A 21,302-nucleotide genomic window follows, 5' to 3' on the forward strand; every position below is an offset into this window, starting at 1 on the left:
TGATGCGGCGTCAAGTGTCCTGCCCTGTAGGCGCATTGGGCAACCAACCAACCGTGACGGCGGGTACCGGCCGGGGCGCGGGGGGCTTCGGGACGGCGGCGAGGAGTTCACGGGTGTACGGGTGGCGGGGAGCGCCGAGGACGTCGGCGGTGTCGCCGTACTCGACGACGCGGCCCTGGTGGAGGACTGCCACCCGGTCGCACAGGGCCCAGGCGAGGCCCACGTCATGGGTGATGAACAGCAGCCCGATGCCCTCCTGCCGGCGCAGCGCGTCGAGCAGTCCGAGCACCTGGGAGCGGACCGAGACATCGAGGGCGGACACCGGTTCGTCGCAGATCAGCGCCTCGGGACCCAGCGCGACGGCGGCGGCGATCACCACACGCTGGCGCTGACCGCCGGACAGCTCATGGGGGTAGCGGTGCCAGTAGCGTTCGGCGGGGGCCAGCCCGCAGCGTTCCATGGCCGCGACCGCGCGGGCGGTACGGTCCTCGCCGGGGGTGCCGATGCCCTGGATCTCCAGCCCTTCCAGTACCTGCGCACCGACCGTCCGGCGGGGGTTGAGGGACTGATAGGGGTCCTGGAAGATCATCTGGACGCTGCGCCGGAAGGCGCGGTCGGGTGTTCCGTCCAGGGGCCGGCCGCGGAACCGGACCGTGCCGTGGCTGGGCCGCTGAAGGCCCGTCAAGGTCCGGCCGAGGGTGGACTTGCCGCTGCCGGAGGCCCCGACCAGGCCCAGCACCTCACCCTCGTCCCAGGTCAGGTCGACGCCGCTGAGCGCGGTGACGGGGGCGGCGCCCCGGGTGCGGGCGGGAAAGGTGACGCCGAGATCCTCGACGGCGAAGAGGGGCTGGTCGCTCATCGTGCGGCCTCCGGGGCCGGGGCGGGCCACGGCAGGAGGTGGCAGCGCGCGGTGTGGGACTCATGGGGGTGGGCGCGGGCCGTCGGGGCGTCGGCGCGGCAGCGGTCCATTGCCGCGTGGCAGCGCGGGGCGAAGGCGCAGCCCGGTTCGGGGGCGGCGGGGTCGGGCGGGGCGCCGGGGATCGGCGGGGGGAGTTCGCGGGGGCCGCCGACGGCGGGGAACGACGCGAGCAGCCGCTGGGTGTAGGGGTGCTGGGGGGAGCCGTAGACCTGGTCCACGTCCCCGGCCTCGACGACGCGTCCGGCGTACATGACGGCGACGCGGTCGCAGGTCTCGGCGAGGACGGACAGGTCGTGGGTGATCAGCAGGACGGACAGGTCCAATTCCCGGCGGAGTTCGTCGAGCAGGTCGAGGATGCGGCGCTGGGTGATGACGTCCAGGGCGGTGGTCGGTTCGTCGCCGATGATCAGGTCGGGTCCGCAGGCCAGGGCGAGGGCGATCATCAGTCGCTGGCGCTGTCCGCCGGAGAACTCGTGCGGGTAGGAGCGGACCCGGGCCGGGTCGAGCCGGACCTGGTCGAAGAGCTCGTGGACGCGGGCGTCGGCGGCGGCGCGGTCGAGTTCCGGGCGGTGCAGCCGGATGGCCTCGCGTATCTGGTCGCCGACGCGCATGACGGGGTCGAGGGCGTTCATCGCGCCCTGGAACACCATGGAGACGCGCCGCCAGCGCACCGCCCGCATCCCGCGCGGGGACAGGGCGTGCAGGGGGCGCGGTCCGTGCTCGGTGTCGAGCAGGAGTTCGCCCGCGGTGCGGACCAGGGCGTCGGGGAGCAGACCGAGGAGGGCGAGCGCGGTGGTGGTCTTGCCGCAGCCGGACTCGCCCGCGAGGCCGAGGGCCTCGCCGCGGCGCAGATCGAGGTCGACGCCGTCCACGATCCGGGCGGTGGGCAGGTCCTTGCGGGCGACGGTCAGGCCCCGCACGGTGAGCAGCGGGGGGCGGAGGGTCGTGGGGACGGTGTTCATCGGTGCTCTCTGAGGCGGGGGTCAACGCGGCTCTCGATGGCGTGGCCGAGCAGGGAGAACCCGAGGACGACCAGGGTGATGCCGAGTCCGGGGGCGAGGAAGTAGCCCCAGGCCCCGCTGCCCATCGCCCCGGAGTCCTGGGCGGACTGGAGCATGCCGCCCCAGGAGAAGCGGTCGGGGTCCCCGAGGCCGAGGAAGGACAGGGTGGACTCGGTGAGCACCGCGAGCGCGACGTACACGACGGCGTTGGCGAGGACGAGCGGCATCACATTGGGCAGGATCTGGGTGCGGATCACCCGGGCGCGTCCGGCGCCGAGCACGACGGAGCGTTCCACGAAGGCACGGCGTTTGAGGGACATGACCTCGGCGCGGACGATGCGGGAGGTGCCCGCCCAGCCGAAGAGGCCGATGACGAGGATGAGCACGCTGGTGCGGCCGAGCGGGAGGTCCGCGGCGCGGTTGCCGAGGAGGCTCGCGGCGAGCACGGTGACCGGGATCATCGGCAGTACGAGGAACCAGTCGTTGAGGACGCCGAGGGCCCGGTCGACCCAGCCGCCGAAGTATCCGGCGGCGACACCGACGGCGGTGCCGATGACGGAGGACACGAGGGCCGCGGTGAAGCCGACGAGCATGGTGTCCTGGGTGCCGAGTATCAGTTGGGAGAGCAGGTCGCGCCCGTTCTCGTCGGTGCCGAGCCAGTGGCCGGCGGAGGGTCCGGCCATGATGTCCGCGGAGAAGGAGGCGGCGGCCCGGGGGTCCTGTGGTGCCAGCCAGGGAGCGGTGGCGGCGACCAGGGTGAACACGGCGAGCAGTGCGGCGCCCACCGCGCCGCGGCCGTCGCGCAGGACGGCCCGTACGGCGGTGGCGGCGCGGGCGCGGCGGCCCCGGTCACCGTGGCCGAGGAGGCGCCGGGCGGTGGCGCGGTGCTCCTCGTTCGTCGTCAGTGAGGGTTCCATGGTCGTCTCTCCCGTGGGTGTCGTCCCGTTCATGGGCGTCAGTCCCCGATCCGGGGGTCGAGCCGCCCGTAGAGCAGATCGATGGCCAGGTTCATCGCGATCACCAGGACGGACGAGAGCAGGAACAGCCCCTGGAGCATGGGGTAGTCCTTGCCGTGGATGGCCTCCATGGTCAGCTGTCCGATGCCGGGCCAGGAGAACAGTGCCTCGACGGTGATGGCCCCGCCGAGGACGAAGCCGAGGTTGAGGCCGATCACGGTGACGACGGGCAGCATCGCGTTGCGGACGACATGGCGGCGGCGTACGGCGCGGGGGGTGAGGCCGATGGCGCGGGCGGTCAGGACGTAGTCCTCCCGCAGGGTGTCCACGACGGCGCTGCGCATGTTGACGGCGTACTGGGCGAGGAGGCCGAGGGTCAGGGTCGCCACGGGCAGGACGGCGTGCCGGGCGACGTCCGCGGCGTGCGCGAGGCCGGTGGCGGTGGAGCCGGGGGTCGACGCCAGGCCGGTGGGCAGCAGTTGCCACCACTGGGCGAAGACCGCGATGAGCACCATCCCGAGCCAGAAGCTCGGCATGGAGTAGAGGACGACGGAGCCCTGGGTGAGGAGCGTGTCGCGGGCACGGCCGCGTTTCCAGGCGGCGAGCAGTCCGATCCAGGGGCCGAGCAGCGAGGCGAGGACGGTGGCGACCCCCACCACGAGCAGGGTGTTGGGCAGCGCGGTGAGCAGTTCCTCGGTGACGGGGCGGTTGGTGATGAAGGAGGTGCCGAGGTCACCGCCGAGGGTGTCCTTGAGATAGCGGACGAACTGGACCCAGGTGCTCTGGTCGAGTCCGCGCTGCCGGATCAGTGCTTCCTGGGCGGCCTCGGTGAGACTGGGGTTGCGGGCCAGGTCGTGCTTGGGGTCGCCCATGGCCCGGAAGATCACGAAGTTGAGCACGAGGACGAAGGCGAGGGTCCCGAGCGCGGTCAGCAGCCGGCCGGCGAGACGGCGTGGTGTCAGCATCCGTGTGTCCCCCTCACTCGTCGGTCCAGTCGCGGATCTCGGCGGGACGGGCGCCCCGCCGGCGGCCCAGCGCGTAGCCGCCGCAGGCGGTGAGCAGGGCGAGCGCCAGCCAGGCGGGGGCGGGCACGCCGCTGCCGGTGTCGGCCGCGGCGGCCGTGGTGCCGGGCCTGGGGCCCGCGCGCAGGGCGGTGAGCTGGGACCAGTTGGTGCCGAAGGGTGAGCCCTTGCCGGTGCTGGGCGACGGCTGGTGGCCGTGCCAGGTGTCGTTGCGGGTGAGGACGATGTACGCGGAGAACACGGTGGGGATGTAGGGCAGTTCGGTCAGGGCGATGCGTTCCGCGCGGTGCATGGCGGCGACCCGTCCGGGCATCTCGCGGGAGCGCACGGCGTCCAGGGTGGCCTTGTCGTAGCCGGGATCGGAGTAGTACACATCGGCCCACGAGCTGCCGGTGCGCAGTACCTCCAGATTGAGGTCGGGGGTGCCGACGTCGCCGCTCCAGGCCCAGTAGAAGGCGTCGAAGCTGGGGGCGGTGCGGCCCTTGACGCTGCTCGGGTTGTAGATGGCGTTGTTGAGGGCGTCCTCGGTGACCACGGACATGTCGATGGTGATGCCGATCTCCGCGGCCCAGGCGCGGATACGGCGGACGGCGTTCTGGTCCTGGGTGGAGGTGGCGCGGACCATCATCTCGAACTCGGCCTTGGTGCCGTCCTTGACGCAGGGGGTGGTGGCGCAGTCCCAGCCGCCGTCCTTGAGGAGGGCGCGGGCCCTGGCGGGGTCGTGGCGGTAGCCGATCTCCGGGTCCTTCGCGAAGCCCTTGTAGTAGGCGGAGTAGTAGGGCGAGATCAGTCCGTCGGCGGGGAGGTTCTGTCCGGCGTAGATGGTCCGGGAGAGGTTGTCGCGGTCGATGCCCCAGGCGAGGGCGCGGCGGACGGCGGGGTCCTGGACGACGGCGGTGCGGACGTTCTTCGCGGGTCCGGCGCAGTCCCCGGCGCCGCCGGGCGGGCAGGAGTTGAACGCGATCTCGGAGTAGCCGGGGGCCGGGGAGCTCCAGACGGTGATGTCGCGGTCCTTCTTGAGCTTGGCGACCCAGCTGCTGTCGCCGTCGGCGACCATGTCCAGGCTGCCGAGTCTGATGTCCCGCAGCGCGGCCTCACCGGCCTGGTAGTGGACGAGCAGCACCCTGCGCATGGCGGGCCGTTCCCCGCGGAAGGCGGGGTTGGCGGTGAGGACGGTGGTGCCGCCCTTCTTGTACGCGGTGATCCGGAACGGGGCGGTGGTGACCGCGGGCAGCGGCATCCGTATCTTGTCGATCGACTCGACGGGGTATTTCGCGAAGACGTGCGCGGGCAGGACGGGGACGAAGGCCGATTCCAGCCGGGCGTCGGGTGCGGAGAGCGAGAACACGACGGTGAGCGGGTCCGGTGCGGTGACCTTCTTGATGTTCACGACGTAGCCGCGCAGGACGTTGGTCTCGTTGGCGCGGACGGTGTCGAAGGTCCACTTCACATCGGCGCTCGTCAGTGGCCTGCCGTCGGACCAGGTGATGCCGGGGCGCAGCCGGAAGGTCCAGGTGCGGCCGTCGGGTGAGGTGCGGTACGACTCGGCGAGGGAGTTGTCGAGGTCGGGGCGGCCGTCGGCGGTGCGGTAGTTGAGCAGCAGATCGTAGCCGAGCTGGCTGACGGAGTTGGCGAGCGAGTTCTGCTGGCCGAAGGGGTTGACGCTGTCGATCGGCTGGGAGTGGCCGATGCGGTAGTCGCCGTCCGGTGCGGGGGCCCGCTGTCCGGCGGACCCGGTGTCCGTCGCGGGGGCGGGGGTGGCCGCGGGGGCCGCGGTGGCCCCGGTGAGGGCGAGCAGGAGTGCCGCGACGAGTGCCCCGGTGCGGGACAGTGCCCGTCCGGGGCCGGTTCTGGTGCTGCTGGGCATGGTGGCGCGGGCCTTTCTACGGAGCGTCGAGCGGGAGGTGGTCGCGGAACCAGTCCAGGAGCCGCCGGTGGCGGTCGAGACGCCGGTCGAACCGTCCGGTGCCCTGGTAGAGGTGGCCGGACCCGGGGTAGAGCACGTACCGCACGGTCCGGCGCAGGGTGCGCAGGGCCAGGAAGAGCTGTTCGTTGTCGGCGGCGGGGCAGCGCAGGTCGTCCTCGGCCTGGAGCATCAGCAGCGGGGTGCGGATACGGTCGGCGAGCCGCAGGGGGGACGCCTCCCAGAGCCGGTCGGCGCCGTCGGCGGTGAGCGGGTCGCCCATGCCGGAGGCGGTGCCGTAGCCGGGGCCGATGTCGCAGTTGGCCCAGGCGGACACCTGGTTGCTGACGCCGTTCTCGGCGACGGCCGCGGTGAAGCGGTCGCTGGTGGCGATCATCCAGTGGGTGAGGAAGCCGCCGTAGGAGAGTCCGCAGATCCCGAGGCGGCCGGGGACGGAGCGGCCGGTGGCGACGAGGTGGTCGGCGACGGCGTGCACGTCCTCGGCGTCGGCGCGGCCCCACGCACCGTGCAGTCCGGCGACCCAGGCGCTGCCCCGGTCGGTCGAGCCGCGGGGGTTGGGCAGGGCGACCCGGTATCCGGCCGAGGCCAGCAGCAGGGCCTCGATGTTCGGCAGGGTTCCCCACTGGCCGGTGGGTCCGCCGTGCAGGGAGATCACGGTCGGCAGGGGCGCGGCGGCGTCGGCGCCGGGCGGGTGCAGCAGATGGACGGTGACCGGTCCGGCGGGGCCGGGGGCCTCGACGGTCTCCACGGTGGGCAGTCGCCGGCCGTCCAGCCAGCCGGAGCCGGCGGTGGTGAGCCGCCGGGTGCTCCCGTCGCCGTCCAGCGCGTACACCTCGGGGGCGGCGACGGCACCGGGCGGCACCAGGACGGCGGCGGTGAGCCCTCCGTGGCGGGCCAGCGAGGCGACCACGCTGCCCGGTCCGGCGAGCGGACCGCCGGTGACCAGGTCGTAGGGGCGGACGCCGCCCTCCTCGACGACGGCGGTGACCTCGGCCGTGTCCTCGGGTTCGGTCCACCAGTCGTGCAGATCGCTCTCGCCGCCCAGCGCGCCGACCCAGCGGTCCGTGTGCCCGGGGAGCAGGGGGGTGAGAGCGCCGGTGGCCGGGTCGAGGTGGAACGCCTGGGGCGGGTCCTGGTCCCGGGGATCGCGCACGGCGCGGCCGATCAGGGTGAGGGTGCCGTCCGGGCGGACATGGTGGCGGATCACCCCGCCGTCGAGCGCGCCGACCGCTTGTGTTCCCCCGGGTGTCACGGCGTGGACCTGCGGACGGGGTGCGAGGTCCGCGTCCGGTCCGGGGTCGGCGAGGACGTACACCGTGCCGTCGGGGCCGACCCGGGGGCGGGCCACGGAGCGGGGGCCTTCGGTGAGCCGCCGTACCGTGCCGTCGAGGTCCACCCGGTGGACATGGCGGGGGTGCAGCAGCAGCCCCTCGCCGTCCAGCCGCCAGCCCGCCCGTTCCAGGACCCGGCAGGTCGGTTCCGCGTCGGGGCCGGGGTCCCCCGCGGTGGACTGCGCGTCATGCTCCTCGGGCGCGTGCCCGTCCTCGGCGAGGACGGCCAGCCAGCGGCTGTCCGGACCCCAGTCGAGGTCGCGGACCCCGCGGGGGAAGGCGGGCAGCGGCCGGGGTGCGGTGCCCGGCAGCTCCAGGACGTGGGGACGGCCGTCGCGCAGGAACGCGAGGTGGCGTCCGTCGGGCGAGAAGCGCGGTGAGGTGTCGCACCAGGCGCCGTCGGTGAGCTGCCGGGCGGGCCCACCCGCGTGGGGCACCGCCCACAGGCCGATCCGGTCCCGTCCGGCGACGACCGTGCGCAGGGTGAACACGACCAGTCCGCCACCGGCGGCCGGGTGGACCGTGAGAGCGCCGATCGCCGTCTGTCCGGCCAGGTCCCCGGGAGCGATCCCGTCGCGCGGCGGGGTGGAAAGGGACATCGACACGCTCCTTCCCAGTTGTCCGATGTGCGGTCCGGTGTGCGGTCCGGTCCGGTAAGTGGCGCTCAGCTTGCCAGCACATCGATATTCAGACAAGAGACGTCTTGAGATTTACTCAATCAGACATCTACTCTTTGACTCGTGACGGAATCAGACACCCTCGACTCCCTGGACCGGCGGATCGTCGCCGCCCTCCAGATCGACGCCCGGCTGCCTTACGGCACACTCGCCCAGGCACTGGGCGAGGTGGAACGCACGGTCGCGCGCCGCGTCCAGCGCCTCCTGGACTCCGGCGCACTGCGGTTCACCGCCTTCGTGGACGAACTGCGCACCGGCGTGGGGCAGTCGGTGAACCTGCGCGTGGAGGTGGAGCCGGGCAGCGCCGACCGGGTCGCCGGGGCGCTCGCCCAGCGCCGCGACACCCGCTGGGTGGCCGTGGTCACCGGTGACGCGGACGTGTCCTGCGAGCTGGTGGCCGACGGACGCGCGGCACTGCACCGGGTGGTCTCGGAAGAACTGCCGTCCATCCCCGGGGTGCGCAGCACCCGCAGCTTCCCGGTGCTGCGCCATGTGAAGCCCACCACCGCCTGGCACGCCGACCTGCTCACCGCCCCGGAGACCGCCGCGGTGACCTCCGGCGCGGTCGCCGTGTCCGATCAGGGCGGCCGGACCGAATTGCAGCCCACCGACCACCAGCTGATCGAACTGCTGGTGGAGAACGCCCGCTACAGCTGGGTCGAACTCGCCGAACGGCTCGGCGTGGTGCCCGCGACGGTCCGGCGCTGGACCGAACGCCTGCTGAGCGGCGGCGCGGTGGCGCTGCGCGCCGAGATCGAGTCCGCGCTGCTCGGCTACGCGGTCGAGGCGGAACTGTGGATGGAGACGGCGCCCTCCGAGATAGAGCCGGTGACGGCCGCGCTGGCCCCGCACCCCGCGGTCCGGTACTGCGGGGTGGTCGTCGGCAAGCAGGCGGTCAACATCCATGTGGTGCTGCCCGCCATGGACGACCTCTTCGACTTCCAGGTCGGCGTCCTCGGCAGGCTCCCCGGGCTCGTCGGCTGCGAGGCGACCCTGGTGACCCGGGCCCACAAACGCGGATTCGTGGTCAAGTGAGACCCCCCGCCGCCGGGAACCCCGCCGCGCGGGACGCCGCCGCCCGCGGCGCCATGGGCCAGGACACCGCGGACCGGGGCATCGCCGTCCGCGAGGCCGCCACCGAGGACACCGTCGCCCTGCTCACGGACCTGCTGCGGATCGACACGTCCAACCCCGGCGACGGCGGCGGGCCCGGGGAACGCGAGGCCGCGGAGTACGTCGCGGGCAAGCTGGACGAAGCCGGGCTCGCCCCCGCGTATCTGGAGTCCGCCCCCCGGCGCGGCAACGTCGTCCTGCGGATACCGGGCCGGGAACCCGCCCTGCCCGCGCTGCTCGTGCACGGCCATCTCGACGTGGTGCCCGCCGACCCGTCCGAGTGGTCCGTGCCGCCCTTCGCCGGGGAGCACCGGGACGGCGCGGTCTGGGGCCGGGGCGCCATCGACATGAAGGACATGGACGCGATGATGCTCGCCCTCGCCCGTTCCTGGGCGCGGACGGGCAGCCGGCCGCGCCGGGACCTGGTGTTCGCGTGGATGGCCGACGAGGAGGCGGGCAGCGCGCTCGGCTCCCGCCATCTCGTGCGCCACCACCGGGAGCTGTTCGACGGCTGTGCCGAAGCGATCAGCGAGGTCGGCGGCTTCTCGGTGGAGGTCTCGGCCGAGCGCCGTCTCTATCTCGTGGAGACCGCCCAGAAGGGTCTGCACTGGCTGCGGCTGACCGTCGAAGGCCAGGCCGGTCACGGCTCCATGCTGCACACCGACAGCGCGGTCGCCGAGCTGGCCGCCGCGGTGGCCCGGATCGCCGCGCACCGCTGGCCGCTGGTGCTCACCCCCACCACCCGCGCCTTCCTCACCGAGGCCGCGGACGCCTTCGGGGTGCCCTTCGACGCGGACAGCGGTGACCCGGCGCAGGTACTGGAGTGCCTGGGACCACTGGCGCGGTTCATCGGCGCGTCGCTCCACCACACCGCCAACCCGACGCGGCTCACGGCCGGGTACAAGACGAACGTGGTGCCCGGCACCGCGACGGCCGAGGTCGACGGACGGTTCCTGCCCGGTCTGGAGGACGAGTTCGAGCGGACCCTCAAGGAACTCGCGGGGCCCCGGGTCCGTATGGAGACCATCGAACGCGATGTGGCGGTCTCGGCGCCGTTCACCGCCCCGCTGGTGTCGGCGATGTCGCGGGCGCTGCGCGCGGAGGACGAGGGCGCACGAACCGTCCCGTACTGTCTGTCGGCCGGGACCGACAACAAGGCCTTCGCCGCGCTCGGTATCACCGGGTACGGGTTCGTGCCCCGGCGGCTGCCGCCGGACCTGGACTTCTCCGCGCTGTTCCACGGCGTCGACGAGCGGGTTCCCCTATCGGCGCTGGAGTTCGGCGTGAACGTCCTGGACCGGCTGCTCCTCGGCTACTGACCGGGCGGGACCGGGACGGATCACGGGTGAGCGCACGCCGCTCCGCCCGACCGGGTGACGCCGCTCCACCGATGGGGTGAGACCCACAGCGCGCCTGTTTGCCGACGGGCCCCGCGGTCTACATCTGTTCGTGCCCGCCCGTCCGTGGGTCCCCGGGCGGGACGGACGCGGGCCCGTCACCGCCCGGGGGACACGCGGAGGCGCGGAGTGCGACGGACGAACAGCAGGCAGGCGACGGGACGGGGGACGGCCCGCCGCCGATGGGGACACATATCCGGCGGCCTGATACTCACCGTGGCCGGAACGCTGGGCACGGCCGTACCGGCCACCGGCCAGGCCGCGGGACCCACCGCACCCGCACCCGGACCCGTACGCCAGGGAACCGACGAGGACGGACCGGACACCGCCCGGCGGTCCGAGTCCGAGTGCAACCTGTCGACCGGCCCGTACCAGAAGGACGTGGAGAGGCATCTCGGGCTGGTCGTGGACGGCAAGCAGTCCGCCGCCGACTGCGCGGCGATCCAGACGTTCCAGCGCGAGCACGACGTCGTCCCCGCCCAGGGGTACGCGGGCCTGTACACGTACCGCGCGGTGATGTGGCGGCAGGCCCTCGCGGAGGGGGACGCGGTCCGCGGCTGCCCGGACACCTCGGGGGTGGTGGTGTGCATCGACATGAACCGGCAGGTGCTGTGGGTCGAGGACGCGGGGACCATCCTGTTCCGGCCGGTGCCCGCCCGTACCGGTTCGCCGGACTACCCGACGCGCAGCGGGTGGTTCGAGATCTACAAACGCGAGAAGGAGTTCTGGTCGACCCTGTACGACGGCCCGATGCCGTTCGCCCAGTTCTTCGACGGCGGCCAGGCGCTGCACGCCAGCTACCGCAACATCTGGGAGGACCCCGGCTCGCACGGCTGCGTCAATCTCCGCTACGACGACGGCAAGACCCTGTGGGACGTCCTGCGGCTGGGTGACGCGGTGTACGTCTGGGGACGCCGTACCGGGGGCTGACCGGACGGCCGCCCCGGGCTCATCCGGCCATGGACCCGGCGAGCGGCACACCCCTCGTCCCGCCCGCCCCGCCCGGAAGGGCTCCGGAGGGCTCCGGGCGGCGTTCGAGCAGTGGGAGCATCGGGTCCATGACGACGGTGTCCGGTGATTTCACCTTGACCATGGACGAGCTGCGGGTGGTGGCGCGGTACGCGGCCGAGAGCGCTCAGGAAGTCCTCCCGGTGTTCGAGGAGGCCGTTCCCGGTGACCCTCGGCCGCGCGCGGCCCTCGACGCCGCGTGGGAGTTCGTCAACGGCGCGCGAAGGACGAAGCTCCAGCGCGTCACCTCGCTGGACGCGCACCGGGCCGCGAAGGAGGCGGACACCGAGGCGGCACGTCTCGCCGCACGCTGCGCCGGTGACGCCGCGGCCGCCGCGTATCTGCACCCGATCGCGCGGGCCACCCAGGTGGGGCACATCCTGCGCGCCGCCGCGTGTGCCGCGCGCGTCGCCGAGTTGAACGCGGGCGGCGACCCCGCCGTCGGGAACGCACTGATCGAGCAGGCCGGGCGACGCGCCACACCGGTCCTGGTCGACGTGCTGTCCCGGTACCCTCTCGCGCCGACCGGCAAGAACCGCGTCGCGCAGCTCATGAGCACGTTGGACGCGTCACTGCGCGCACCCCGCTGAGCGATCAGCCCTCGCGGCGCGACGTGGTGCGACCCGGCCGGCCGGGAGGGGCCGGGGCGTCGTCCGGGGGTGGGACCTCGTCCGGGGCCGCCACCTCGTCCGGGGGTGGGACCTCGTCCGGGGGCGGGTTCCCGTCCGGGGCCGCAGCCTCGTCCGGGGGTGGGCCGAGGCTGCGGGTGTGCTGGCGGGCTAGCTCGGTGAAGGCGAGGGACGCCGCGCTGCGGTAGGCGTTCTCGCGGCGGAGCAGGGTCGCGGTGCGGGCGGGCAGGGGCGGTTCCAGGGGGACGCGGGTGAGGTCGGGGTGGTCGTGGGTGACCGCGTCGGGCAGGACGGTCGCGAGCGGGGTGTGGCGGACGATCTCGGTGAGCGCCTGCACCGAGTCCGCCTCCATCACGACCCGGGGGCGCACCCGGTGGGCGGTGAGGTAGGCGTCGACATGCGCCCGGGTCGCGTAGTCGGCGCTGAGCAGGATCAGCGGACGTTCCGCCAATTCCCCTACGGGCAACGGCTCCTGGACCGCACCGGGCGCCGGGTTCCGGGTGGCGGTGACGAGGCTGAGCGTCTCGGTGAACAGGGCCGTCGCGGTGATCCCGGGCGGCCGGGGGCCGTGGAAGGCGATACCGAGGTCGAGTTCGTCGGCGAGCAGCCCCGCCTCGATCCGCTCCTGGGTCATCTCCCTCACCTCCAGGGTGATCCCGGGGTGACGGTCGTACAGCGCGGCGGCCAGCGGTCCGGCGAGGTACGCGGTGAAGGTGGGGGTGAGCGCGAGCCGCAGATGGCCGCGTGACAGATCGGCCACGTCCAGCACGGCACGCTCCCCCGCCGCGAGGTCCCGCAGCGCGCGGCGGGCGTGCCCGGCGTAGACCTCCCCGGCGTCGGTGAGGCGGACCGTACGCCCCGAGCGGTCCAGGAGCTGTGCGCCCAGGGTCCGCTCCAGCTGTCTGACCTGCTGGGAGAGCGTGGGCTGGGAGATCCGCAGCTCCTCGGCGGCACGGGTGAAGCTGCCCTGCTCGGCGACGGCCAGCAGATAGCGCAGATGTCGGAGTTCCGGAGCCATTCCCCCAGTGTAGGCGGAGGTATAGATGGCATCGATAGAAGTAATGCCTGATGCGTCTTGGACTCTATAGGCGCAGGTCGTGCATGGTGGATCTCGTCAGCCGCTCAGGCCGACAGACCACGAAAGGAGTGACCATGCACGACCTCACCGAGGGTGTCGCGCGGTTCCAGCGCGATGTCCACCCGGCCAAGGCGGAGCTCTTCGCCCGACTGGCCTCGGACCACCGGCCGAGCACCCTGTTCATCGGTTGCTCCGACGCCCGTGTGGTGCCGGAGCTGATCACCCAGAGCGAGCCGGGTGAGCTGTTCGTCATCCGTACCGCGGGGAACCTCGTCCCGGCGTACACACCCGGCGCCGACGCCGTCACGGCGGGCATCGAGTACGCCGTCGCGGTCCTCGGCGTCACCCAGACCGTGGTCTGCGGCCACTCGGCGTGCGGGGCGATGACCGCCCTGGCCGAGGGGCACGACCTGAGCGGCGCGCCCGCGATCGCCGACTGGCTGCGCCACGCGGACGCCTCCCGGGCGCACTCCGTCGCCGCGAACGGTACGACGGAGGTCGACGCCCTGGTGCGCGGGAACGTCCGCGCCCAGCTGACCAGCCTCGCCACCCATCCCTCGGTGGCCCGCGCGCTGGCCGCCGGCACGCTCACCCTGCGCGGCTGGGTGTACGACATCCCGACCGGCCGCGTCGAGGAGCTCGTCACCTCCGGCCGCCCGGCCCCCGCCCTGGTCTGACACCAGGCCGGTCCCCCTCTTCCCCGCGCCGACCGGCGCCCGGAAACTTCCGGCCCCTCCCACCGGGAGCGGCCCACCCCCCGAAAGGACACCCTCCATGGTGCACGCACAGCTCGACCCCGCCGCCCGTCAGGCCCTGGCCGCCGAGGCCGTCGACGCGAAGATCCGCAAGGATCTGACCTGGCAGCAGATCGCGGACGCGGCGGGCCTGTCCGTCGCCTTCGTCACCGCCGCCGTGCTCGGCCAGCACCCGCTTCCCGAGGACTCCGCCAAGGCCGTCGCCGAGCTGCTCGGCCTGGACGACGACGCCGCGGCTCTGCTCCAGACCATCCCGATGCGCGGCACCTCCCCCGGCGCGGTCCCGACCGACCCGACGATCTACCGCTTCCACGAGATGCTCCAGGTCTACGGCACGACCCTCAAGGCCCTGGTCCACGAGCAGCTCGGGGACGGCATCATCAGCGCGATCAACTTCAAGCTGGACGTACGGAAGGTCGCGGACCCCGACGGCGGCGAGCGCGCGGTGATCACCCTGGACGGCAAGTACCTCCCGACCAAGCCGTTCTGACCACCACGCCGACACAGGACGAGCGGTACCGACGGGCCCACCCGCCGGTACCGCTCGTTCCGCTGGTCACCAGTCGGTGAGATCAACGAGACGGTCGCAGTGCGGGTCGTCCGCCGAGTCCGCGACAAGCCACTCCTCGCCGAGCATCGAGGGCAGCACCGCCAGCAACGCCGTCAGCGCCCCACCCGGCCGTACGTCGGCCGCCGTCACACCGGGGACCTCGTCACTGTCCATGTACAGACGCAGCAAGCCCCGTTCCCGGAACAGGAAGCCACGCAGCCGGGCCCCGGACTGTTTCTCGGGCGGGAACACCAGGCACCGCAGGAGGGTGGAGACCCAGTCGTCGTTCGTGAACGGCGCCCCTTCCACCCGTGCCGGATCGACCAGGCAGAGGTCCATCCCCATGACAGAGGTGACTTGGTCCGACGCGTGAAGGCCCGTTCCCGTATGCACCGCGCGCAGCAGGGAGACGACATCGTGGGATGTGCGCAGGTCCTCGCCCGCTCCAACGGGGATCTCGTACGCCGTCAGCCGGGCCGGGGCGCATTCGCCCCGGTCACCGAGCACACCTCGGACGGCCGGGGCGCCGTCCGGGGCGGGCAGCACTCCCCGGACATGCTGGTCCCCCAGCAGCGGCGCGCGGACGAACTCCAGCAGCCGGGCGGCCACTTCCACCTGGAGTTCCGCGATCTCGTGCTCGTCCTCGTTCACCGGTTCGCTCATTCACCCAGTGTGGACACCTCCGCATCCCCTCGCCGCAGGCGGTGATCAGCAGCCGCCCATGGGTAGGGTCGCGGCATCCGAGGACGAGGAGCACGGTATGCCGGACGATGTCGTGATCGCGCAGACCACCATCGACGACGAGACGAAGGCCGGGGAACTGGCGGGCGGGGCCGTGGAAGGCCGACTCGCGGCGTGCGCCCATATCGACGGGCCCTTCACCGCCGTCTACCGGTGGAAAGGCGACCTCATCCGCGACAAGGAGTGGCGGATCTCGTACAAGACGACCCGGGAGAGGCTTCCCGCTCTGGCGGAGTGGGTGAAGGCGGCCCACTCGTACGAGGTGCCGCAGTGGATCGTGCTCGCGGTGGACGGCGGCTCCGAGGAGTTCCTGTCCTGGGTGGCGCAGGAGAGCGCGCCGAACGCCTGAACCCGGCGCGGCACATTGCTTCGATCGCGGCGGCGCATCACCCGATCGTGGCGGCCGGGTCCGAAACGGGAACCCACCGTCGCGGAATCCGTACGGTGAAGCCTTCTTACAGCCGCTGTTCCAAGGAGGCGAGGGGCCGGAATGACCGTGAGCGCAGGGCCGGTGTGGAGTCTTCCACTGGCCTGGGGGCAGGTGGAGGTGCCCGCGAGTATCGGTGGCGTACGAGCGGTACTGCACGAGGGACGGGTGGCCGAGTTCGAGGCCGAGATCGCCCGGACACCGGCGGTGGACCTCGTCTACGCCGTTCTCGCCTGGGCGCTTCCCGCGCGGGCGTTCACCGAGGATCCGGCCACGGTCGCGCGCCTGCGGGCCGGTGACTTCACCGGAGTGCTGGACGGCGACGGCGAGCCCGTCACCCCCACTCATCCACCCCATGACGACACGACGGGTGCCTCCCGGTCCCCCGTGTTCAGGACGGGATTCCCCCTCGGGTCGGTGACCCATCCCGCCACGATCGAGGGCATCCGCGCCGTCCTCGGCAGGGAGAAGCTGGCCGAGTTCGAGGCCGAGACCGCCCGGACCCCGGCACAGGATCTGGTCTACGTGGCCCTGCGATGGGGATATCCGCCCGAGGAGAAGGCCGCGGACGACGCCGTGATCGAACAGGTGAAGGCGGAGCTCGCCGCCGGAGTCACGCGCCCGGCGCGTCCCCCGGTGGAGGAGGCGTGAGCCGGTACCGCATCCAGTACGCGAGCCACGCGGAGAAGGTCCGCGCGGAGATGACGCCCGCCTACCGGGCCCGGTTCGACGCCGAGATGACCAGGACGCTCGGGCAGAGCCCCTAAGGCCACGGTTCCAAGCCTGAGCACCCGCGTGAGAAGGACCGGCGGCTCGCCACCGTCGCCGACGTCTTCGTCCGCTCCTACGTGTCCGAACCGCCCGTCCTCGTGGTCACGACCGTCAACATCACCCACCTCGGCTGACCCGTTCCGCGGGTGCGGACACTTCCGCGTCCCCGGCGGTACGCGGTGAACACCCCGGCCACTTCCCCAGGCCCGCGACGTACCGCCCGTCCGCTGCCTTGCGTGCGCACGGCCGCCCTTTGCCACGAGCCAGCCGTACATTGGTCGTTGAGTGCCCTCACCCATCAAGGGGAACCCATGATCAATGCATCCGTCATGACCACCGGGGAGCGGCTCAGGTACTACCGGAACAAGGCGGGAAAGACCCAGGCGGCGGTGGCCGGGCTGGTGGGCCGTTCCGAGGACTGGCTCAGCAAGGTCGAGCGGAACGTCATCCCGGTCGATTCACTCAGCATGCTGATCGCCATCGCCCGCGAAGTCGGACTCGACAACGTCGCCGACCTCGTGGGCCCGACAGTCAGCCTGAGCCTCGCCGCCGGCGCCGAGCATCCGTCGGTGCCGGCCATTCGACGAGCCCTCAACACACCACCCTCGCTCCTCGGCCTCGGCCTGCCCGGTGACGCCCTCACCGCCGAACAACTCGACGGACGTGTCGTCGAGGCATGGGACATCTACGAAACGCGGACCGAGCGGTACGGACCGGTCGGTGAGCTGCTGCCCGGACTGCTCGCGGAAACGTACGCCACCCTCAGCGCCTCGACGGGTGAGGAGGAGCGGCGGGTCGCGGGGTGCCTGGTGTCGCTGCTGCATCTGCACCAGGTGTTCCTGCGGCGGGTCGGTGAACGTCCCCTGTCCCTGCGGGCGGCCGACAGGGCGATGCAGATCGCTGACGAGACCGGGGACCGCGCGCTGATCGCCGCCGCCGCGTGGAACGTCGTCGGCATCCTCACGTCCAGTGGTGAGGTCTCGGACGCACTCGACCTGGCCCGCCGGATGATCGACCACTGCCACCCGGACGGCGACGCCACCCCCGAACACCTCTCCGCGTACGGCGCTCTGCACCTCGGTGCCGTCATCGCGGCGGTGCGGGACAGCAAGGCACCCACAGCCTGGGACCTGCTTGCCAAGGCCCGGCTGGTCGCCGCGAGGCTCGGCACGGACCGGAACGACTTCCACACCTCGTTCGGACCGACCAATGTGTCGATGCACGGCGTGCACCTCGCGGCTGAGGAGGGAGACATAAGGGAGGCCCTGCGTCTGGCGGACGACGTCGACGTACCTGAGCCCGGAGGTGTGCTGCCACTGGAGCGCACCACCCGCTACCTGGTCGAGGTGATGCACGCCAACCGGCTTGCCGGTGACCAGTACGCCACCCTGCACATGCTGCGCGAGATCATGCAGGCGTCTCCCGAGGAGATCCGCTACTTCCCCCTCGTGTGGGAAGCCGTACAGAGCCTGCTCAAGCATTCCCGCCCGCAGATGCGGCGTGAGGTGCACGCGATCGCTGAGCATGTCGGAGTACTGGCGTAGGCCACGACAGCCCACCCGGGTCGCTGCCGCATTCTTCCTCCAATGCCGGTGATATGACGGTTGATCAGAATCGACCGGGCCATGGTCGGCCTCGCAGCCGCCCTGTATGCCGAAAGCGGCGGGTTCATCGTCGGCGCACCCGCCCCTGCGGACAACAGCGGGACAGGGGAGGAGGAGTGAAATCACCGATTTCTCGTACGCCAGGACAGACCTGCCGCAGCACCGAACGCAACTGCGCCAAGAGGCCGACTCGCCTCGCACGCAACCGTTTTGGGCGTACCGTTTCAAGCGACGAGCCAGAAACGGAGTTCGGCATGAGCATGCACCAGTGGTCTGACTACAGCACCGGCGAGCGAATCAAGGCCCTTCGTGGCACGGAGATCACACAGGACGCCCTGGCCGGGATGACAGGGCTCTCCATCGCAACCATTCAGGCGGCCGAGCAGGACAAGCGGCTCTCCCTTCCGACCCTCCTGAAGATCACCGCGGCACTCGGCGTCGACACGGCAGTCACCCTTGGGCAGCAGCCGCCACGCCGGTCCCTGCAACAGGACGACCGCGCGATGCTGAAGAACCTTTCGCACGCGGTGCACGACACAGCGGCCGGAATCACGCACGCCACCGCCCCTCCGCCGCTGACCGATCTGGAGAAGATCGAGAAACGGGCGTGGGAGCTGTACTGGCAGGGCCGCTACGCCGAGGTGGGAACGATCAGCGCGCCGCTGCTGCGTGACGCCGCCGCCCGGCTGCGCGCCCAGCCTGCCGGGGAGCAGGCGCGCGCCTGGGGTCTGGTGGCGGACGCGTACCGCCTGTGCGGCTACGTGGCGAACCTGATGGGAGTGCGTGACCTCGCCTATGCCGCGATCGGTCATGCCCAACAGGCAGCCGAGCGGGCCGGTGACGACCTGCGTCAGGCCCTCGTCGCCTCCGGGCGGTCCTGGGTGTACCTGCGTGACGCGCGTCTTCGTGACGCGCTGGAACTGGCTGAGAGGTCAGCGACCGACATCGAGCCGCTGTTCTCCAAAGCCACCCCGGAGCAACTCACGGTGTACGGATCGCACATCAACTTCGCCGCCGTCGTCGCCTCACGCATGGGCAACGCGGACCGGGCGTCCGACTATCTCTCCCAGTCCCACGCGACCGGTGCCCGGTTGGGCCGGGAGATGCGCGCTCATGGAACCCTGTTCGGTCCGGTGACCGCGACCACTCAGGCCGTCGGTGTCAACCTGTCGCTCGGACAGGCCGGAAAGGCCCTGGCCCTGGTGAACTCCATCCATGACGTCACGAGCCTGAGCGAAGCCGCGCAGAACCGCTACCAGCTCGACAAGGCACTCGCCCTGGCGGACGCGAAGATGTGGGACGCGAGCCTGGACACGTTGGAGGCGGCCGTACGGGCAGCACCGCACTGGGCTCGCCACCAAGCGCTCCCCCAGGTGATCGTGTCGAAGATCGGCCGCGCGTCCACTGTCCGGCTGCGCAGGGTGGCGAAGCTGATCGGCGCCAATCCGATCGTCTGACCAATCACCCCGACTCGTACGTCGCGTACGACCCGAACCCCGAACGGTGCGGGGAACTCGTACGCGACGGGCGGCTCCCACCGCGCAGCGATCGCAGAAGTCGTACAGCCCCGATCTGTACTGTCACCCGCTGTAGCGGAAGGGTTACGGGCATGAGTGAGAGCCCTCTCCGGACACCGCGCCAGCGTCAGCGCCGCCGCGCCTTGCACAGCGCCGCCGCCGGTCGCACCGCCGTGATCCTCTACATCTGCCTGCGAGACCCGGACCATGGGGCGAACGAGACCGCAACCATCCTGCGCGGGTACGCGCTCGCCCGGGACTGGGAAGTCACCGAAATCGTCTTCTGCGAGGCCCCCACACCGACACCGCTCAACGAGCGTGCCCAGTGGGCCCATGTCCGGCACGCGATCACCGAACATCACATCCAAGGCGTCATCAGCTTGGAGGGGCAACTCACCCCGTAGAGTCTGCCGATCACGTCTGGATCGCTGAACACGGCGCATTCCTCTGCGAAGTATCGGCAGATGTCCAGCAGCCCGGATCGGACCTCGCGACGTGATCGAACCCAACGCGGATTCGCCACCACTTGCGTCGCTCCTCACCGAGTGGGCCCAGCACCGGGCCCCACGCGAGCGGGCCGCCGTCGCCGCACTCGTCGCGGACGAGGAGCTCCTCCACCGCGACGAGATCCGCACCGCCCTGATCACCAAACAGGACGGCCACATGGCCTGCGACTGGGCCCGCCTCGCCCGGCGTCACGTACTCGTCCCCGATCTGTCGGCCTCCGACCGGGCCTTCCTCGTCCTGGTCCTCGCCATCGCCCAACGCACCGCCGCACCCCTCGGCCAACTCGACACCCTCGGCGAACACCGGCTCACCCTCGTCCTACGCGCCCTCGCCCACCTCGGCGGATCCGACACCCCCGCCGCAGGAGAACGCGCATGACGACTGAGACACCCCCGGCGGAACACCCGCAACTTCTCACCGACCGCCTCCTCATCTGGGCAGGCGGCCGAACCCCGGGCGAACAAGCCGCCGTCATCGCCCTCATCGACGAAGGCGACCTCCTCACCCGCCGAGAAGTCCAGCAACTCCTCATCAGCGACAACGGCACCACCCTCCACTGCGACTGGCCCCGCTTCGAAACCCGCTACCGCACCGCCCTCACCCTCGACGACGAGGAAGACGCCTTCCTCACCCTCGTCATCGCCACCGCCTTCCCCCGCCTCGTCGCCCTCTGGAAAGTCGAAGCACTCGGCAGACGCCGACTCACCATCATCCTCCGCGCCATCGAACACCTCGCCACAACCAGCACCACCGTCCAGGAGCCGACATGATCTGCTCCCACTGCGACCAACCCATCCAGGACCACGAGGCATACGAGAGACAGTCGTCGCCCTCCGCGTCCGGGCCGGGGACGACCCTGTACCGGCACGCGGTGCCGTGCCGGGAGCGGACCGGGCCCGCGCACGGGGGCGCCGACACGGACACGGTCGGACTCGCCTGGGGGCGGCTCCTCACCCATCTGGACAACTGTGCCGAATGCCTCGGCGACGACCCCTGGGACTGCCGGACCGCGCACACGCTCCGCAGGGCATGGCGAGCGGCACGGTCCGCACCCCGGCGAACGCCTGCCGTCTGCGCGGGATGCCTGTCCGCCCGGCTCCTGGGACGCGCCGACGACATCCACATGTGCCACGGCGTCACCTGGATGCGGGTGGAGGGACGGCTCCTCGCGGTGGTCGCGGCGCGCGAGCCGTGTCCGTGTCCGTGCGCCTCGTGAGCCGGGGGTCGCGGGCGGGTGCCCCTGGTCTCCGCCCGGGTCCGGCCCGGGTGGGGGCGCTGGGCCGGAGGGGGGCACCTGGGGGCCGGTCCCGGGGGAACCGGGCGTGCCGGAGGGGGAAACGGGTCGCGGGCTTATAGCAATGGCCCATGCGTGATG

22 protein-coding genes are annotated in these 21,302 nt (G+C 71.9%); 14 read left to right on the plus strand and 8 right to left on the minus strand.

What is annotated here, in order from left to right; genetic code table 11:
* Positions 1 to 10 precede the first annotated feature (10 nt).
* Genes OG711_RS08760 through OG711_RS08785 form a run of 6 tightly spaced genes read right to left on the minus strand, consistent with a single transcriptional unit; the run spans position 11 to position 7,752 of the window.
* Complete coding sequence (locus tag OG711_RS08760; protein ID WP_329558983.1) at positions 11 to 859, minus strand: ABC transporter ATP-binding protein; 849 nt, start codon at positions 857 to 859, stop codon at positions 11 to 13.
* Complete coding sequence (locus OG711_RS08765; protein ID WP_329558984.1) at positions 856 to 1,881, minus strand: ABC transporter ATP-binding protein; 1,026 nt, start codon at positions 1,879 to 1,881, stop codon at positions 856 to 858. Before OG711_RS08765 ends, OG711_RS08760 begins: the two co-directional genes overlap by 4 nt.
* Positions 1,878 to 2,837, minus strand: a complete 960-nt coding sequence (locus OG711_RS08770) for an ABC transporter permease (RefSeq protein ID WP_073789917.1) — start codon at positions 2,835 to 2,837, stop codon at positions 1,878 to 1,880. The genes OG711_RS08765 and OG711_RS08770 overlap by 4 nt, the downstream gene beginning before the upstream one ends.
* 38 nt (positions 2,838 to 2,875) lie before the next feature.
* A complete protein-coding gene (locus OG711_RS08775; RefSeq protein ID WP_073789915.1) occupies positions 2,876 to 3,841 on the minus strand; it encodes an ABC transporter permease in 966 nt (321 codons plus the stop codon).
* Positions 3,842 to 3,854: 13 nt separating this feature from the next.
* Positions 3,855 to 5,765, minus strand: a complete 1,911-nt coding sequence (locus OG711_RS08780) for an ABC transporter substrate-binding protein (protein ID WP_329558985.1) — start codon at positions 5,763 to 5,765, stop codon at positions 3,855 to 3,857.
* Positions 5,766 to 5,781: 16 nt separating this feature from the next.
* Positions 5,782 to 7,752, minus strand: a complete 1,971-nt coding sequence (locus OG711_RS08785; protein ID WP_329558986.1) for a S9 family peptidase — start codon at positions 7,750 to 7,752, stop codon at positions 5,782 to 5,784.
* Between the two features lie 141 nt (positions 7,753 to 7,893).
* Here OG711_RS08785 and OG711_RS08790 point away from each other — a divergent pair, with 141 nt between their 5' ends.
* The 4 genes from OG711_RS08790 to OG711_RS08805 all read left to right on the plus strand — a co-directional run bounded on the left by OG711_RS08790 (position 7,894) and on the right by OG711_RS08805 (position 11,938).
* Entirely contained in the window at positions 7,894 to 8,865 is a 972-nt protein-coding gene (locus OG711_RS08790; RefSeq protein ID WP_073789908.1) for an Lrp/AsnC family transcriptional regulator, read from the plus strand.
* A 53-nt stretch (positions 8,866 to 8,918) separates the two neighbouring features.
* Complete coding sequence (locus OG711_RS08795; RefSeq protein ID WP_073790494.1) at positions 8,919 to 10,262, plus strand: M20/M25/M40 family metallo-hydrolase; 1,344 nt, start codon at positions 8,919 to 8,921, stop codon at positions 10,260 to 10,262.
* A 294-nt stretch (positions 10,263 to 10,556) separates the two neighbouring features.
* Positions 10,557 to 11,270, plus strand: coding sequence for a L,D-transpeptidase (locus OG711_RS08800; RefSeq protein ID WP_329558987.1), 714 nt, complete (start codon positions 10,557 to 10,559; stop codon positions 11,268 to 11,270).
* A 128-nt stretch (positions 11,271 to 11,398) separates the two neighbouring features.
* On the plus strand, positions 11,399 to 11,938 hold the full coding sequence (locus OG711_RS08805) for a putative immunity protein (protein ID WP_329558988.1): 540 nt from the start codon (positions 11,399 to 11,401) through the stop codon (positions 11,936 to 11,938).
* A 4-nt stretch (positions 11,939 to 11,942) separates the two neighbouring features.
* Here OG711_RS08805 and cynR read toward each other — a convergent pair whose 3' ends face one another.
* Positions 11,943 to 12,995, minus strand: a complete 1,053-nt coding sequence (cynR, locus tag OG711_RS08810) for a transcriptional regulator CynR (RefSeq protein WP_329558989.1) — start codon at positions 12,993 to 12,995, stop codon at positions 11,943 to 11,945.
* A 134-nt stretch (positions 12,996 to 13,129) separates the two neighbouring features.
* Between cynR and OG711_RS08815 the strand changes: the two genes are divergently transcribed.
* Positions 13,130 to 13,732: a carbonic anhydrase gene (locus OG711_RS08815; RefSeq protein ID WP_329558990.1), complete on the plus strand. Its 603-nt coding sequence runs from the start codon at positions 13,130 to 13,132 to the stop codon at positions 13,730 to 13,732.
* Positions 13,733 to 13,829: 97 nt separating this feature from the next.
* Complete coding sequence (cynS, locus tag OG711_RS08820; protein ID WP_073789901.1) at positions 13,830 to 14,300, plus strand: cyanase; 471 nt, start codon at positions 13,830 to 13,832, stop codon at positions 14,298 to 14,300.
* Positions 14,301 to 14,366: 66 nt separating this feature from the next.
* Here cynS and OG711_RS08825 read toward each other — a convergent pair whose 3' ends face one another.
* On the minus strand, positions 14,367 to 15,023 hold the full coding sequence (locus OG711_RS08825) for a hypothetical protein (protein ID WP_329558991.1): 657 nt from the start codon (positions 15,021 to 15,023) through the stop codon (positions 14,367 to 14,369).
* A gap of 97 nt (positions 15,024 to 15,120) precedes the next feature.
* Between OG711_RS08825 and cutA the strand changes: the two genes are divergently transcribed.
* The 8 genes from cutA to OG711_RS08865 all read left to right on the plus strand — a co-directional run bounded on the left by cutA (position 15,121) and on the right by OG711_RS08865 (position 21,143).
* Complete coding sequence (gene cutA, locus OG711_RS08830; RefSeq protein ID WP_266507115.1) at positions 15,121 to 15,450, plus strand: divalent-cation tolerance protein CutA; 330 nt, start codon at positions 15,121 to 15,123, stop codon at positions 15,448 to 15,450.
* Positions 15,451 to 15,591: 141 nt separating this feature from the next.
* Positions 15,592 to 16,179: a hypothetical protein gene (locus tag OG711_RS08835; protein WP_178391059.1), complete on the plus strand. Its 588-nt coding sequence runs from the start codon at positions 15,592 to 15,594 to the stop codon at positions 16,177 to 16,179.
* Positions 16,180 to 16,610: 431 nt separating this feature from the next.
* Positions 16,611 to 17,843 carry a helix-turn-helix domain-containing protein gene (locus tag OG711_RS08840; RefSeq protein ID WP_329558992.1) on the plus strand — a complete coding sequence of 411 codons (1,233 nt, stop codon included), beginning with the start codon at positions 16,611 to 16,613 and terminating at the stop codon, positions 17,841 to 17,843.
* Positions 17,844 to 18,157: 314 nt separating this feature from the next.
* Positions 18,158 to 19,360: a helix-turn-helix domain-containing protein gene (locus tag OG711_RS08845; RefSeq protein ID WP_329558993.1), complete on the plus strand. Its 1,203-nt coding sequence runs from the start codon at positions 18,158 to 18,160 to the stop codon at positions 19,358 to 19,360.
* Positions 19,361 to 19,512: 152 nt separating this feature from the next.
* The gene (locus OG711_RS08850; RefSeq protein ID WP_329558994.1) at positions 19,513 to 19,824 is read left to right on the plus strand and encodes a hypothetical protein; all 312 of its coding nucleotides are present in this window, start codon (positions 19,513 to 19,515) and stop codon (positions 19,822 to 19,824) included.
* A gap of 91 nt (positions 19,825 to 19,915) precedes the next feature.
* Positions 19,916 to 20,305, plus strand: coding sequence for a hypothetical protein (locus OG711_RS08855; RefSeq protein ID WP_329558995.1), 390 nt, complete (start codon positions 19,916 to 19,918; stop codon positions 20,303 to 20,305).
* Entirely contained in the window at positions 20,302 to 20,697 is a 396-nt protein-coding gene (locus tag OG711_RS08860; protein WP_329558996.1) for a hypothetical protein, read from the plus strand. The genes OG711_RS08855 and OG711_RS08860 overlap by 4 nt, the downstream gene beginning before the upstream one ends.
* Positions 20,694 to 21,143, plus strand: coding sequence for a hypothetical protein (locus tag OG711_RS08865; RefSeq protein WP_329558997.1), 450 nt, complete (start codon positions 20,694 to 20,696; stop codon positions 21,141 to 21,143). The genes OG711_RS08860 and OG711_RS08865 overlap by 4 nt, the downstream gene beginning before the upstream one ends.
* Positions 21,144 to 21,302: the final 159 nt, after the last annotated feature.

The organism is Streptomyces uncialis (assembly GCF_036250755.1).
GTDB classification, from domain to species: Bacteria; Actinomycetota; Actinomycetes; order Streptomycetales; family Streptomycetaceae; genus Streptomyces; species Streptomyces uncialis.